The sequence below is a fragment of the Desulforhabdus amnigena genome (assembly GCF_027925305.1).
GTDB classification, from domain to species: domain Bacteria; phylum Desulfobacterota; class Syntrophobacteria; order Syntrophobacterales; family Syntrophobacteraceae; genus Desulforhabdus; species Desulforhabdus amnigena.
Genome location: NZ_BSDR01000001.1, coordinates 952,657 through 966,944, shown reverse-complemented (window position 1 = coordinate 966,944; position 14,288 = coordinate 952,657). Strand labels below are relative to the sequence as shown.

The 14,288-nt window shown below is 45.0% G+C and carries 13 protein-coding genes; 7 read left to right on the top strand and 6 right to left on the bottom strand.

Features of this window, described 5'->3' with window-relative positions:
• The first annotated feature begins 27 nt into the window (after positions 1-27).
• On the top strand, positions 28-1,269 hold the full coding sequence (locus tag QMG16_RS04255) for a TolC family protein (RefSeq protein ID WP_281792429.1): 1,242 nt from the start codon (positions 28-30) through the stop codon (positions 1,267-1,269).
• A gap of 124 nt (positions 1,270-1,393) precedes the next feature.
• Here QMG16_RS04255 and trpD read toward each other — a convergent pair whose 3' ends face one another.
• From trpD to QMG16_RS04225, 6 genes are all read right to left on the bottom strand, one after another.
• The gene (gene trpD, locus QMG16_RS04250) at positions 1,394-2,461 is read right to left on the bottom strand and encodes an anthranilate phosphoribosyltransferase (protein ID WP_281792428.1); all 1,068 of its coding nucleotides are present in this window, start codon (positions 2,459-2,461) and stop codon (positions 1,394-1,396) included.
• 182 nt (positions 2,462-2,643) lie between these two features.
• The gene (locus tag QMG16_RS04245) at positions 2,644-3,609 is read right to left on the bottom strand and encodes an alcohol dehydrogenase catalytic domain-containing protein (protein WP_281792427.1); all 966 of its coding nucleotides are present in this window, start codon (positions 3,607-3,609) and stop codon (positions 2,644-2,646) included.
• 266 nt (positions 3,610-3,875) lie between these two features.
• Positions 3,876-4,466 carry a YkgJ family cysteine cluster protein gene (locus QMG16_RS04240; RefSeq protein ID WP_281792426.1) on the bottom strand — a complete coding sequence of 197 codons (591 nt, stop codon included), beginning with the start codon at positions 4,464-4,466 and terminating at the stop codon, positions 3,876-3,878.
• Positions 4,467-4,624: 158 nt separating this feature from the next.
• The gene (gene smpB / locus QMG16_RS04235) at positions 4,625-5,110 is read right to left on the bottom strand and encodes an SsrA-binding protein SmpB (protein ID WP_281792425.1); all 486 of its coding nucleotides are present in this window, start codon (positions 5,108-5,110) and stop codon (positions 4,625-4,627) included.
• A gap of 21 nt (positions 5,111-5,131) precedes the next feature.
• The gene (gene ptsP / locus QMG16_RS04230; RefSeq protein WP_281792424.1) at positions 5,132-6,982 is read right to left on the bottom strand and encodes a phosphoenolpyruvate--protein phosphotransferase; all 1,851 of its coding nucleotides are present in this window, start codon (positions 6,980-6,982) and stop codon (positions 5,132-5,134) included.
• Positions 6,983-7,157: 175 nt separating this feature from the next.
• Entirely contained in the window at positions 7,158-7,454 is a 297-nt protein-coding gene (locus tag QMG16_RS04225) for an HPr family phosphocarrier protein (RefSeq protein WP_281792423.1), read from the bottom strand.
• Between the two features lie 276 nt (positions 7,455-7,730).
• On the opposite strand from QMG16_RS04225, the gene QMG16_RS04220 reads away from it, so the two are divergent.
• From QMG16_RS04220 to QMG16_RS04195, 6 genes are read left to right on the top strand one after another with little or no spacing between them, the layout of a single operon-like run.
• On the top strand, positions 7,731-7,946 hold the full coding sequence (locus QMG16_RS04220; RefSeq protein WP_281792422.1) for a hypothetical protein: 216 nt from the start codon (positions 7,731-7,733) through the stop codon (positions 7,944-7,946).
• A gap of 55 nt (positions 7,947-8,001) precedes the next feature.
• Positions 8,002-8,826 carry a phosphoadenosine phosphosulfate reductase family protein gene (locus tag QMG16_RS04215; RefSeq protein WP_281792421.1) on the top strand — a complete coding sequence of 275 codons (825 nt, stop codon included), beginning with the start codon at positions 8,002-8,004 and terminating at the stop codon, positions 8,824-8,826.
• 9 nt (positions 8,827-8,835) lie between these two features.
• Positions 8,836-10,122 (top strand): alkaline phosphatase family protein, encoded by a 1,287-nt coding sequence (locus tag QMG16_RS04210; RefSeq protein WP_281792420.1) that lies wholly within the window; start codon positions 8,836-8,838, stop codon positions 10,120-10,122.
• A 19-nt stretch (positions 10,123-10,141) separates the two neighbouring features.
• Positions 10,142-11,653: a flippase gene (locus QMG16_RS04205; protein WP_281792419.1), complete on the top strand. Its 1,512-nt coding sequence runs from the start codon at positions 10,142-10,144 to the stop codon at positions 11,651-11,653.
• A gap of 1 nt (position 11,654) precedes the next feature.
• Positions 11,655-13,178 carry an alkaline phosphatase family protein gene (locus QMG16_RS04200; protein ID WP_281792418.1) on the top strand — a complete coding sequence of 508 codons (1,524 nt, stop codon included), beginning with the start codon at positions 11,655-11,657 and terminating at the stop codon, positions 13,176-13,178.
• The gene (locus tag QMG16_RS04195; RefSeq protein ID WP_281792417.1) at positions 13,175-14,098 is read left to right on the top strand and encodes a glycosyltransferase family 2 protein; all 924 of its coding nucleotides are present in this window, start codon (positions 13,175-13,177) and stop codon (positions 14,096-14,098) included. The genes QMG16_RS04200 and QMG16_RS04195 overlap by 4 nt, the downstream gene beginning before the upstream one ends.
• Positions 14,099-14,288: the final 190 nt, after the last annotated feature.

The window sequence follows — 14,288 nt, the reverse complement described above, 5'->3', positions numbered from 1 at the left end:
GCTAAAATCATCACTCTCGAGGAATGCTTGAGACTGACAATGGATTACAGCCGGGATATTCTTTTGGCAAATGAAGGCAAAAATATCTCCCAGGGGCGGTATGTCGAAGAGCGTTCTGCGGCCTTACCACAATTCAAAATTGAAGCACAAAGTGCTTACTCACACGATCCTTCTTATCCTGTCTTGGGCTTCAATCGGGAAAGAAACGATTACAGCGCGAACCTCCACCTTTCTCAAGCCCTGTTCACGTGGGGCCAGATATCGTCTGCAATCAAAGCGGCGGAATATGATAAGGAATCGGCGGAGCACCAGATGCAGGAAGCGAGGCAACTGGCGTTGAGGGAAGCTTCAACCGGTTTTTTCGACCTGTTGCTCTCTTTGGAACTGGAAAAAGTGGCAAGCGACAATGTCGCCCAGAAGCAAAGACATCTGGATGAAGCAAAGAGAAAGCTCCAGATGGAGGTGGCAACGGATTATGATGTACTGGCAGCGCAAGTGGCATTGACCAATGCTCTGCCGGCACTGGCCCAAGCGCAAAACGCTATTCGACTTGCAAAGGACAGGTTGCGCTACTTTATGGGAGTGCAAGAGGACTTTGAGGTGACCGGCAGCCTGCTCTGTCTTCCCAAGGCGCCCGATTCCTTTGAGGTCGTAATGGAGCGGGCCATTGCCAACCGGCCTGAAGTGGCTTATTACAAAAGCCAACTGGGCGTTTTCGGTGAGTTGGTGACCGTTGCAAAGGGAGGAGACAAACCTCGCCTGGATTTTAAGGGAAATATGGGATGGAGTGATACGGACGACATCCATGACGATACGGGCGGAGGATACTGGGATGCAGGGGTATATTTTTCCTTTCCCATATTCGACGGTTTTCTCACAAAAGGGCGAGTGATTCAGGCCAGAAGCCGTTTATCGACCACCGAAATAAAATTGAAAAAACTGCTCGACCAGATCGCTCTCGAAGCCAGGGATGCGATCAATCGTGTGGATGAATCCGTTCAGATTGTCAAGGCTCTTGCCGCAACGACAGAGCAGGCGGAAAGATTGCTGCAGATGGCGGAATCCGGATATCGTTATGGAGTAAAAACAAGGCTGGAGGTCGATGATGCCGAGTCCAACCTCCTCTCCGCCCGTTTAAATGTTGCAAGGGCGCGCCGTGATTACCTGGTTGCCAAAACCAGGCTGCTTTGGATCATGGGAGAGGATATGCAGAGAGCACTGGCCGGTCCGGATTCCACTCCGAAGGGCATTTGCGATGTTACCCCTTGACCCGGAGGTTAGCGTTTCTCTCCGGGTCCCTTTTGGCTCGCAATGGTTGATCATTGCGCTTTTGATCAGAAATTTTAATTTTATCTGCGGGAATATAAAATTTTTTGTTTAAACGAGCCTTTTCTTACACTCTCCCCTGGATTTCCTTCAGTTGTTCCAGTTTCTCCAGCGCCTTGCCGGAGGAAAGCGCCTCTTTGGCCATCTCTGTACCTTTTGAATAAGAAGGAACGAGGTCCGCGATATACAGAGCGGCAGCCGCATTCATACAAAAGAAGTTCGCAGCCGGTGTATCGTATTGGCCTGACAGGACTTCGAGGATTACCTGTGCATTTTCCTGTGCCGTGCCGCGACTGGCTATTGTGGAAAAACCGACTGGCTTCAGTCCGAAGTCTTGTGGCGTAACATCGTAGATTTCTTTTTTCGACTGCCGCAGTTCCACGACGCGCGTCGGGCCGGCCAGGGAGAATTCGTCCATTCCCAGGGCGGGATCCATTCCTTCAACTCTTCCGAAGGGGGCAAGGGCTGCGGGCATGGCAATTTCTTTGAGGACGGATATGAGTTGATCGCAGACGTGTGGCGCATAGGCTCCGATGACGATCGAATTGGTCTGTCCACAGGGACGTGTGAGCGGGCCGATGATGTTGAAAGCCGAAGTAAAACGCATAGATTGGATCAGCCTTGCCCAGCCCGACTTGAGAAAGCTTTCTCCGGGAAGATAACAAAGACCATACTGGTTCAAGGCTCTCTCCGCCCGAACGAGAGGGGCGTTGAGATCGATGCCGAGGATTTCGAAGATGTCGGATGCTCCGGAGACCCCTGTGACCAGCCTTGCTCCTTTTTTTGCGATGGGCAGGCCGCAAGCGGCAGCAATAAGGGCTGCGGGCGTCGAACAATTCACGGTTTTGAGGGGGTCCGAGCCAGTCCCCACAATGTCGCAGACAGGCCCGGTCAATTGAGTGTGGATCTTTTCCGTGTCATAGAGGTCCAAAGCGTCCCAAGCTCCAGAAAGCTCTTCCGTCGATGGCCCCCGCGCGATATGCGCCATGAGGAAGGCTCCCTGTTGCAATTCCGGTTGTTCATTCAAGATCACCTGCCGGTACGCATCGGCCGATTCCTGCCGGGACATGAACCTACCTGCAGCGATAGAACAGATCAGTCGGCCGAATTCACGCAATTGTGTTTCTAATGCCATCAACATTTCCTTTCAGGCGTTGACGAAATCTTGATTGCCGATTCAAGGAAGACGGGGATCAAGATTCGGAAGAGGGTTCTTTAGAAGAATCCTGTAAAAAATATGCTCACAACGGTGTGGAGCTGGAAAAGTATAGTATTGGGATAGTTCCTTGTTACAATTTATAAATGTAAGTGGAAATACTAAATTTTAGCAACAAATTTTAGGGTGTCTCCGGAAAGAATCGCCTCAAGAGCAAGAGGGATTTGATCCAATTCGATCACCTCTTCTACGAGATAAGAGACGGATTCTTGAAACAGATTCAACAACAGAACGGCTTTTTCCATATGCCTTCGAGTGCTGCCGTAAGCCCCCGCCAACCGCAGTTGGCGGTAGTGGATTTCATTGAGGATAGAGACCGGAAATGTGCCTTCACCCGTAAAACCACTGAAAAGGCAAAAACATCCGCCGGATCGCAGCTTGGACATTCCTTCATGGAAAATACTTAAAGAGGGTGCAGCGTTTACGACGACGTCAAAATCTTTCAGCCTGCACTCCGGACTGCCTTCTATGGCAAGACTGCTTCGAAATTTTTCGCTTTTTCGAAGCTTGGGTGGATTTTTCTCCACAACAAATGCGGTTGCCCCCAAAGACTGGGCTGCCAAACTCATCAAAAGTCCGACAGGACCTCCTCCATAGATCAGTATGCGTTCGTTCTTTTCCACTCTTGCCTGTTCAAGGGCGTTGAGAGTGCTTGCAAGTGGTTCGGCCAGGCAAGCCAGATGTCCCGGCAGGTTCTCGGGTACCGGGATGACGCTCGATTTGCTGACGGATAGATACTCGGCAAAGCCTCCGTCTCTGTGAAACCCCATGATTCTCATTTGTGAACAGAGATTTTCGTGTCCCTTAAGGCATTCTTCGCAGACGCCGCAAGCTTCTCCCGGCCAGATCACAAAGCGTTCTCCGGTTTGTTCATTGAATCCGAAGACTTCATGCCCCAAAATTCTGGGAAGCACAAGGTCCCGTTGTCCTTGACGGAACATTTTTGCATCTGTGCGGCATAAAGCACAGTGAGACACTTTGAGCAGGATATCATCCTGCTCAGCGACAGGAAGGTCTACTTCCAGCAGATTGAGCTCATTAAAAGCTTCCAATCGTAAAGCTCTCATGTACCGTACTCCAGTCAACAGGGTTCATTGTTGCATTTATACCACGCACAGTTAAGAACCGGACCTTGTGCCGAGTTTTGAAGATCCGATGCTCAACCGTTTACGGTATATGTGAAAATAAGTGGTCATGGGAACATAAGGCAGAAGTATCATGACTATGCCGTGTTCGATAAGATCGGGGGGGCGGAACTCGCTGGAATCGAAATGTGCATGATCTTGTTTGTGTTCAGTATATGGAACGAAGCAGATCGCCCAAACGGAAGGGCTCATTTTTCCGGAGTTGTTGTAAAACGATTGATGAGAAGGGCGTGCTTTTGGGCAAACTCCTTGATTTCATCTGGAAAAAACTGGTCGTTCAGATATATTTTTTTGAATCGGGCATCGTTCAGGAGTTGAAGCACATAAGACAAATGGCCTGAATAGCCATTGCTGTCTAGAACCTGAATGGCTGATACGATGTTTTCAGCCATTTCCCACACCTGGCGATGTACCGTCGGCCCCGTCTCCCCACAAGGTTTTACAGAGTAAAGACGGCGGCAACTGAAAGGGCGGACCGTATAGATAGCACACCTGTTGGCAGCATCCAAGAAGGCGCAGCGGGCATATTTCGATTCCATTTTTTCCTTGCGGTTCAGCTTCAATCGTTTCGATAAATCCTTCTGCAGGGCAGGGGGGCAGGATTGCAAATGGCGGAGTATGATCAAGCCTTCAAGGGTAGTGATATCCACGTTGCCCACCGTCGTACAGCAGTCGGCACAACCCGGCTTGCAGACAGCAGAGGAGATATAGGGCTGTGATGCTGTCTCGAATTGCCTGTACAATTCATAAAGCTGCCTGGTTTTTTCTTTGATATCCAAAGAACACCCCTCAATGAAATGAACGGACGACCTGCATTCGAATCCTGATCCTAAAATGATTGCGAAAACGGCGGAAAAAGAGCTTGCGCTATTATACGTGGCGAATCGGGTGAGGAATCAGCCCGAATTCAGACGAGGGAAATGGTTCAAACACTGGATCAGGATTCCCTGCGGTGCTTGCGCAGGCGATCCATTTCGCGAATCTCTTCCTTCCTCTTCAAGCTCTCCCGTTTGTCGAAGAGTTTTTTCCCACGCGCCAATCCCAGTTCGACCTTGGCTCTACCATTGCTGAAATAGATCTTTAAAGGGATGAGAGAGAATCCGCGTTCCTGCGTTCTTCCGGTCAGCCTTTTGATTTCGTAATTATGGAGAAGCAGCTTACGCACTCTCTCGGGATCGTGGTTGTCGTAGGAAGCATGAGTATAAGGGCTGATATGCAAACCATAAAGGAAAACCTCTCCTTTTCTGATCTTTGCATAGCTATCCTTCAGATTGGCTCGCCCTTCTCTCAAAGATTTAACTTCTGTTCCCACCAGAACGATTCCAGCTTCTAATTTTTCGACAATTTCATAGTCGTGATAAGCTTTCTTATTCTGGCATACGAGACGATTTGCGGTGTTCGCTGTTGCCTTATTTTTAGTCATGTCCATGCTCGGGGCGAAAAATCAAGATTCTTCAAGAGATTTTCGCATTTTTTTGGCACGTTTTTTCTGTTTGTGAGAAACACTTCCCTCAGTCGTCAATACACTGGGATCAAAAACTCTGAATTCTTCGGGAAAATTCTTGATCATCACTTCTTGCAGCACTTCGTTGATTTCCTGCGCGGTACTCATGCCAAGGATTTTGTTCACGAATCTACGGCATTCTTTAATCCGGGAGCGGCAGATAAGGTTTTTAACGCGAGGAATCGACTGTGGATTCATGCTGAAGCTGTCGAGCTGGAGTCCCAAGAGTATGGGCACATAGAGCGATTCGCCCGCCATCTCCCCACAGATCCCCACCTCTATGCCGGCCTTATGTGCAGCGTCCACGGTCTGTTTGATGAACCTCAAGACAGCAGGATGCAGGGGTTCGTACAAGTAGGCGATGTGTTCGTTCACACGGTCGATGGCAATGCTGTATTGTATTAAATCGTTTGTGCCTATACTGAAAAAATCCACCTCCCTGGCAAGTAGATCAGCCACTGCCACAGCGGAAGGGACCTCGACCATCACCCCGAGGGGCATCTTCTCGTCAAAAGGGATCCTCTTGGATAAAAGATCCTCTTGAACCTCCTTCAGCACCTGCTTGGCTTCACGAAGTTCTGCCACACCCGAGACCAGAGGGAACATGAGGCGAATATTCTTCTCGACGGCACTCGCCCGCAATATCGCACGCAACTGGGTCTTAAAAAGTTCCCGATAATGAAGGCAAAGTCTTATGGATCGCAATCCGAGAGCAGGGTTGTTCTCATGGAGCTTTGGATACCAGGTGGCAAGTTTCTCTGATCCGAGATCAAGGGTTCTCATGGTGACCGATTTGGGAGCCATCAGTTCTGAAAGTTCACGGTATTCGAAAAAAAGCGTTTCTTCGTCCGGGAAATTGGTCCGATTCATAAAGAAGAATTCAGTGCGGTAAAGACCGATCCCTTCGGCTCCGTTATCCTTGGCTGCCACCACTTCTTCCAACAATTCGATGTTGGCTTCCACTTTCACAGTGTAGCCATCCAGAGTCTCGGCCGGAAGATGGGCCATTCTGCTTATGCCCTTGATGTAATTTTCCAACTCCTCCTGACGTTCGTAGTAAAAGCTGATTTCTTCTTCTGTGGGGTTGAGAATGACCTTCCCGGAAGCGCCATCCAAAATAAGGATATCTCCCGTTTGTACTAACTTTGTGGCCGACTCGGTTCCAACCACTGCCGGGATGCTGAGGGAACGGGCGATGATGGAAGTATGGGATGTTCTGCCTCCCATATCCGTGACCAGCCCCAGAGTGCGCTCCAGCTGCAACTGGGCGGTATCTGCCGGGGAAAGATCATGAGCCACTACAATGACCCGCTCTTTGATATTGTTGAAATCCCTGTGATTCTGACCAGCCAGATTGCGCAGAATACGTTCCGCCACTGCATCCACATCGGCCACCCGGCTTCGAATGTATTCATCATCGAGAGATCTGAAAAGCTCGTGCGCTTTCATGAGCGCGCGCATGAGCGCCCACAGGGCATTATATTTTTCTTCCCGTATCAGGCGTAATGTTTCATCGTAGATGGGACGGTCTCGAAGGATCATTTGATGGACTTCCAAAACATGGACATGTTCCTTGAAGTCCGGATGGATGCTTTGTTTGATAGCTTCTAGATCGCGTTCAGCCTTAGCGACGGCGTCATCGAAACGCCGGCATTCCTCATCGATAGCCTCTTCACCCAAGAGTGTGTAGTACGGAATTGGAATGCGACCTTGTTCTAAAAGGTGGGCCTTGCCAATGGCTATACCGGGCGAGACTCCAATTCCTTGAACAACTTTGGACCTTTGATCCATTTAAAAGCAATCCATCGATTCAAAAGGTTTAAGAAAAAAATAAAACTTCGAGAAATAACCTTATAAATGGGGTAAAAGAGATCCGGGGTCTCATCACGGAACGCTTTCATCGCATCAAAAAGATCAGACGAGATTCTGAATAATGAAAGTAACCATGGGATGTTTATCGATGGAATCAGGATTCACCAAATTTGGTCTGAAATAGCGCGGCTAAAGCATCGAGGGCTTCCGCAGCATCAGGTCCACATGCCGAAATGCGGACTGTGCTGCCGTGAGGGCACACCAATGTCATCACATCCAGGATACTCTTTCCGCTTACCGTGGTATCGCTCTTTGAAAGCCAAACATCCGACTTGAATTGACTTGCCACCTTTACAATCTGGGCAGCGACCCGCGCATGTATCCCTAACTTGTTGGCAACAATGAACTCCTGATTCAAAACATCCATCTCGCACGAATTTGAGTTGGCCACTCGCATATCTCCCTAACCTTAAGTTCCCGCCGTCTCTTAGCATATGGTCTTTATGAAGTCAACCGACAGGATGTGTTGAGAGCCCAGTGGAACATGAACGATGTATTTCGGAAAGCTTCTCACCGAAAAATAGGTTCTTGACAGTTTTTCCATTTCGCAATAGAAGGGCAGCAGCAAGTAAAACATTTGATCCTAATCAATAATTTAGACAATAATATAAAATACATAGAAGTCTTATCGGAATGATTCACCCTCATTCCAAAGATCGCTCAGTAAATGAAAAATGAAAAAATGGAATTTTGGGGTTGTGGTTTGGATCCTGTGCTGTTGGCGCCTCCATTTTCTTTATTGTTCCTACTTACACTTTTAGATGGTAAGATACTGGTTGCGTATTTTGTGCGCAATTTGCTATTTTACCTCGTTCCAATGTCGGCGGAGGAATTATCAGATTTTTTAGTGACACAAGAATGCAGCAGCAGTCGGCCAGGTTAAGAACTCCGGTCTTTCCAATCAAAAAACTGGATGTCGATATCGTTAGGAGAAACGCATGGATTTAGCGACAAAAGAGGATCTGATGAGTCTGCACATCGACCAGAAAGTCGAAAAGTCGAAGTTGATCATAAAGGAAGCGATAGACCGTTACGGTATAGAAAACATAGCCATAGCGATTACTGGCGGCAAAGACAGCACCATGGGCCTATGGCTTTTCAAACTGGTTTGCGAGGAGATGGGTCTTAAGCTTCCCTGCTGTATGTTCATAGACGAAGGGGACGTCTTTGACGAAATCACGGAGTTCGTTAACCATATAAAGAAATTGTGGTCTCTTAATATTCGTATTCTCAAGAATTCCGATGTGAGTTCAAAAGTCAACGGCATAGGTGAGGAAGTGCAGGTTGCATCCCTCAATGAAACGAATCAGAAAGCGCTTCAGGAAATGGGTTTTTCTGAAAAGTCTTTTCCTTTTGTGCCTGACTCAACGGTTTGCAACCATTTGATGAAGACGATCCCTATGAGGGAGTTCATCATCAACGACGGCATCAAGGCCCTCTTTATTGCCATCAGATGGGATGAACAGGCGGCCCGAAAAGACGAAGAGTATTTCAGTCCCAGAACCAATCCGGACCATACGAGGGTGCATCCCATTCTCCATTTCAGTGAACGAGATATCTGGATAGCTACTTTTAAATATGACGTCCCTTATTGTAGCCTGTATAAATACGGCTACCGTTCTCTTGGTGCCCGATGTGCCACTGGGAAGGTCTCCGATATCCCTGCATGGATGCAGGACCTGGAAAACACTCCGGAACGCGTTGGGAGAGGGCAGGATAAAGAGCAGGTCATGGATCAATTGAGAGCACTCGGCTACATGTAAGGAGAATCGATGTTTGGCGCATTCAAGAAAAAGAGAAAAAATCCCAAGGCAGTGGTCATCGGTTTGGACGGTGTACCCTACAGTCTTATCAGGGAATATATGGATCGAGGGATCATGCCCGAATTTGCCAGGCTGTGTCAGACAGGGCAACTCGCCAGGATGAAATCCAGCCTGCCGGAAGTATCCTCCGTTGCCTGGACCAACTTTATGACCGGCAAAAATCCCGCAGAACACGGTATCTTTGGCTTCATGGAAATCAATAAGCAAAGTTATGATTATATTTTCCCTAACTTTGCATCCCTTAAGGAAATGCCCTTCTGGGATAAAGAAAATATCAAAACAGTCGCCATCAATATTCCCCAGACCTATCCTGCGAGGCCCATGAATGGTGTGGTAGTAAGCGGCTTCGTGGCTTTGGATCTTAAAAAAGCCACTTATCCGGAGAGTGTCTACAATTATCTTCGTTCGATCGAATACCGATTGGATGTCAATGCCAGGCTTGCTGCCGAAAATCCGGAGGCCTTCTTTGAAGACCTTTTTAAAACCTTTCGAAAGAGAATTCAAGCGATTGAATATCTTTACGATCATGAAGAGTGGCAATTATTTATCGGTACGGTGACGGAAACGGACCGTATGCACCATTTCTTTTTTGACTCAGCGCTGGTGGGAAATCATTTTGATATATTCGAGAAGTTCTACCGAGAGCTGGACCAGTTTATTGGAAAGATGGCAAAAAAAGCTGTAGATGACAATGCTGTTTTCCTCACCTGTTCCGACCACGGTTTTACTACCATAAAGAGAGAAGTTTATTTGAATACCTGGCTGGTCGAGAACGGATATCTGAATCTTGGGGGGCAAGAGGGGCTCAAAGGAATGGATTCCCGGGTGAAGGCTTTTTGTCTTGATCCTTCGAGAATTTATATTCATTCTTCCGGCAGGTATGCCAAAGGAAGCGTTAATGCTTCAGATTACAGAACACTGGTAGAGGAACTTGCACAAGGTTTAAAGACCATCACCTTTGATGGCCAACCGGTTATAAAAGAAGTTTATCTCAAGGATGAAATTTTTCACGGTGGACTGAAAGAAGATGCCCCGGATCTTTACCTTTTGCCCAATTATGGCTTTGACCTGAAAGGGGCGCTCAATAAACCCTCATTGTTTGGTACTACTCATTTCAAAGGCATGCACACCTACGACGATGCACATTTTTTTCTATCTGAGGGGGAAATGCCCAACAATCCAAAGATAGAAAACATCGCCGCCGTTCTTTCGGCCCACCTTAAAATAGCAGATTAAATAGAGCAGATATCTGTTGATGGAAACAAACGAACACAAGGATATCAAGAAGATTGCTCGCGGCTCTGCGCTGAGTTTTGCTGGAGCCATAGTCGGTAGGGGGGGATGGTTCCTCTATCAGGTAATCGCTGCGCGTTTTCTCGGTGTAGAAGCTTTCGGTTTGTACATGCTGGCTATTATGGCGATGAAGATAACTGATTTGATTTCTCGTCTAGGGCTTCATACTGGTTCGATGCGTTTTGTGGCATTATACCGGAAGAACGATCAGAGCCGTCTGAAAGGAATTTTGATAAGCTCTTTTTGTATTTCCTTCGGTAGCGGAATTTTTTTGGGACTTATCCTTTATCTTTTCGCCGGTTTTCTAGCAAAGTTTGTTTTCCATAAACCGGGACTTGAAAACATCATAATAAAACTCTCGTTATCTGTGCCTTTTATGTCATCGATGATGGTCGTTGCAAACGCATCTCAAGGTTTTCACACAACGAAATATGCAGTATTGATCAGAGATATCATCCAGCCTACTCTGAATCTCTTATTCATTTCACTCTCTATTTTCTTTGGATTGGGTCTTGTTGGCATTATTTACGGGTACATTGCATCCTATAGCGTTGCGCTATTGGTTGCACTGATATTAATTACAAAGTTATTCCCAGAGATTAAAGACAAAACTATCAAATCGGACTATCAAGTCAAAGCCTTAATAACGTATTCTATCCCGCTGCTATTCAGTAGTTTCCTTTATTTACTTATTTCCTGGATGGATACAATAATGCTTGGGATAATGAAGACTTCACAAGATGTTGGAATTTTTAAGGCTGCATCAGAAATTCCTCTGATCCTTCCTGTATTCCTAGGTGCTTGCAACTCAATTTATGCGCCCATTGCTGCTTCATTGTATCAGCATGGGGAATTTGCAAGATTGAATCATATTTTTAAGACAACCACCCGTTGGGCTTATACATTAGCTTTGCCTGTCTCTTTGATTTTGATTTTTTCTGCTAAAGAGATACTGATGATTTTTGGAAGTGATTTTGTAAATAAAGGAATACCTGTTGTTATTATTTTTACACTTGCTCAATTTATTAACTCTATAACAGGTGGGGTTGGTTTTACCCTTATCATGACAGGAAAACAAAAAATTGAATTTTATAATTCTATTGGTTTATTCTTTGTAAATTTTACACTTAATTTAATTTTAATTCCCAGCCTTGGCTGTATGGGTGCTGCAATAGCAACTGCAACCTCAGTGATTTTTAGCAATATATTAAGACTTATGCAGGTTTATATTTTTTATAAAATGCAACCCTATGGAATTAATTATTTAAAAACCATAGTTCCAGCGATTATGGCAACAGTATTGTTGCTTCTTACTCAAAAAGTGAATTTGCTCCCAATTGGGCAACTTATGCTTAATGTGTTCATTGTTTTGGGGATTTTTTTGATATACACGCGATTTACTGGAGTTGATGAAGATGAGCAATATATTTGGAATCTTATCAAGCAAAAGTTTGCTTTTAGATTAGGAGCATAAAATGGCTAAGAAAACTATGGTGATCGGGCTGGACGGTGCCTCATGGACTATTTTAAATACCATGATTGCACATGGTCACATGCCAACACTTCAAGCTGAGATAGAAAATGGCCGTGCTCAAGTGTTGACCTCCACCGAACCTCCCATAACTCCTTCCGCTTGGACAAGTTTTCAAACAGGATTATCGCCCGAGGACCATCATGTTTTGGGGTTCAAAGAACTTCAAATGAAAGATGGAAGATTTCAAAGCAATATTCTTTTTTCAACGAATCTTTCTGTAAAGCGTATTTGGGATATATTGTCTGAACACAAAAAAAGAGTTTGTATTTTGAATCTTCCTTTAACCTATCCCCCCTTTCCAATCAATGGCATTCTTGTATCAGGATTTCCTGTTCCATCCTCAAAGACGGAATTCACCTTCCCGGAAGAATTTAAGAGTGAACTATTTGAAAAGATACCAGATTTCGAGGTCATGCAGAGTGGTATAGGCGCCAGTGAAATGGGAATGAAGATCGAGGATATGGTATCCCGATGGATGAAGACGATGTCGCAAAAGACTCGGCTCGCCCGATATCTCTTGGAGAAGGAACCATGGGATGTCTTTATGGTTCATATTCAGGAGACTGATGTCGTCCAGCATTATCTCTGGCACTGTATCGACCCTTCAGACCCTCAACATACTGTGGAGGATTTCGACAAGGTCGCTAAATTTTATGCAAATTTAGATAAAGATTTATCTGTTCTCATTAAAAAAGGAAGAGAAAAAGGATTTTCAATAATAATACTCTCAGATCATGGATTTCAGAGGTGTATATATAATATTAAAATCAATAATTGGCTTTTTAAAAAGGGCTATTTGGTGTTAAATAAGGATATTAAGAGACTATTAATATCATGTATTAAGAAAGTTTTTGATCTTCCACTTTTATATAAATATAGATCTTCAATTAAATATAGTAGAAAATCTGAAAATGCTACCAATCAGTTTTTGAATTCAGTAATAAACTATGAAAAATCTACCGTATTTGTGGAAACAAATGCTACCAATATTGCTTTTGCCCATTTTATTAATAATTCAGAAGAAGTTGTGAAAAAAGTTCTTGGGGAAATTGAATTGATCCTAGATCCAGAGGGGCAACGAATTGTGAATGAGATCAGTAAGGTAGAAGGCCGAGGAAATGCTGTTTATAAGATAGTATTTTCTAATGGAATCAAGGCCATAGGTACTATTCCCAGTGGGAAGTCTTTTATTGAACCCCCAATCGTTTTGAAACAACAGGTAGGAATGCACCATAAAGATGGAATTATAATAATGGATAAAAGCCTTGATGATTTTGAAATGCCTGCAAATATATTTTCTGTGCCTAATACCATAATGGATTTGCAGGATATCGCTTTTGATCCAATGCCCAAAAAAGAATGTTCTGATCTATTTTCTGCAGCTAATTTCACTCCTCAACCAGAAAAGGCGGAGTCTGAAAAAAGTGAAATTGAGGACCAACTTAAGAGCTTGGGATACCTATGATGTCCAGAGTTAATCGTCCCCGCGTTCCCGTTTCTGTCTGCATTCCGACAAAAGACAGGCCTGACGATTTGAGGAGATGCATCGAATCAATTTTAAGCCAGGCATCTTTGCCTGAAGAAATCATCGTGATTGATGACGGCCATTTGAACGAGAGACCTTTCAGAGAACTCGTTGAAGCTCATACAAATTTCAAATATTTTAAAAAAGATCGGCCAAGTACTGCGGCATCCAAAAATCTTACAAAAACATTAGCGTCTTGTGACTTCATTCTGATTTTAGATGATGATACAGTCCTTACAGAAAATTTCCTTGATGCGGTTATGGCTGTATTTAACAGAGATGAAAATGGCGAAATAGGTATAGTCTGTGGTGTTGTAATAAATCGCCATCATAAGACTCTTTTCGAAAAGGCACTCAGAAGATTTTTTCTTCAGGATAATGGACAGCATGGGCGCATTTTACCCTGGGCGTTTCAAACGGGCTTCGATGGTCTGAACCGAGAAACTTTTGTTGATTGGGTGAGTTGCGGTACTTCTTGTTTTCGAAAACGGGTTTTACAGGAATTTGCTTTTCGCGAATCCCAAGGGGGACGAACTGCACTCGAAGATGTCGAATTTGGGTGGAGGGTTTCTAGGAAATATAAATTGCTTATCACGCCTGCGGCCAAGCTTTATCATTTCCATTCACCTGCAGGACGTGAAGGGTTGATGGATACCGGTTTTAAACAAACCTACAATCGATGCCGGATATTCGACGAACATGGTGAAGTAAATGCCAAGAATCTTACGTGCTTCATCTGGGCAATGGTGGGATATGTGCTTGGCATGATGGGTAAACGAAGATATGGATTGGCTATTGGCAATGTGAAGGGTATCATTTGCTTTTTGAAAGATAAGATTTTTCTTCGACAGAGGACATAATGCCCAGGGGACCACAGACTGTGCAGTCTTCAAGCGACAGGCCGAGGAGGTCACGATATCCATGGCATGCGATTTTGAATATTTATATGGAGAAATAAAACAATAGCCATTCACGCCTTTGCATATCCATAAATTATACAGATGCGCAGAAAGGGGAAAGCAGCCGATTTTTGAATTTTCTTTATTTTTT

Excerpts from the sequence above, each read along its gene's own strand:
- smpB (WP_281792425.1), bottom strand. The coding sequence starts at position 5,110 with ATGACTAAAAATAAGGCAACAGCGAACACCGCAAATCGTCTCGTATGC.
- QMG16_RS04210 (WP_281792420.1), top strand. The coding sequence starts at position 8,836 with ATGTTTGGCGCATTCAAGAAAAAGAGAAAAAATCCCAAGGCAGTGGTC.
- QMG16_RS04220 (WP_281792422.1), top strand. The coding sequence starts at position 7,731 with ATGAAAAATGAAAAAATGGAATTTTGGGGTTGTGGTTTGGATCCTGTG.
- QMG16_RS04195 (WP_281792417.1), top strand. The coding sequence starts at position 13,175 with ATGATGTCCAGAGTTAATCGTCCCCGCGTTCCCGTTTCTGTCTGCATT.
- trpD (WP_281792428.1), bottom strand. The coding sequence starts at position 2,461 with ATGGCATTAGAAACACAATTGCGTGAATTCGGCCGACTGATCTGTTCT.
- QMG16_RS04215 (WP_281792421.1), top strand. The coding sequence starts at position 8,002 with ATGGATTTAGCGACAAAAGAGGATCTGATGAGTCTGCACATCGACCAG.
- QMG16_RS04245 (WP_281792427.1), bottom strand. The coding sequence starts at position 3,609 with ATGAGAGCTTTACGATTGGAAGCTTTTAATGAGCTCAATCTGCTGGAA.
- ptsP (WP_281792424.1), bottom strand. The coding sequence starts at position 6,982 with ATGGATCAAAGGTCCAAAGTTGTTCAAGGAATTGGAGTCTCGCCCGGT.
- QMG16_RS04205 (WP_281792419.1), top strand. The coding sequence starts at position 10,142 with ATGGAAACAAACGAACACAAGGATATCAAGAAGATTGCTCGCGGCTCT.
- QMG16_RS04200 (WP_281792418.1), top strand. The coding sequence starts at position 11,655 with ATGGCTAAGAAAACTATGGTGATCGGGCTGGACGGTGCCTCATGGACT.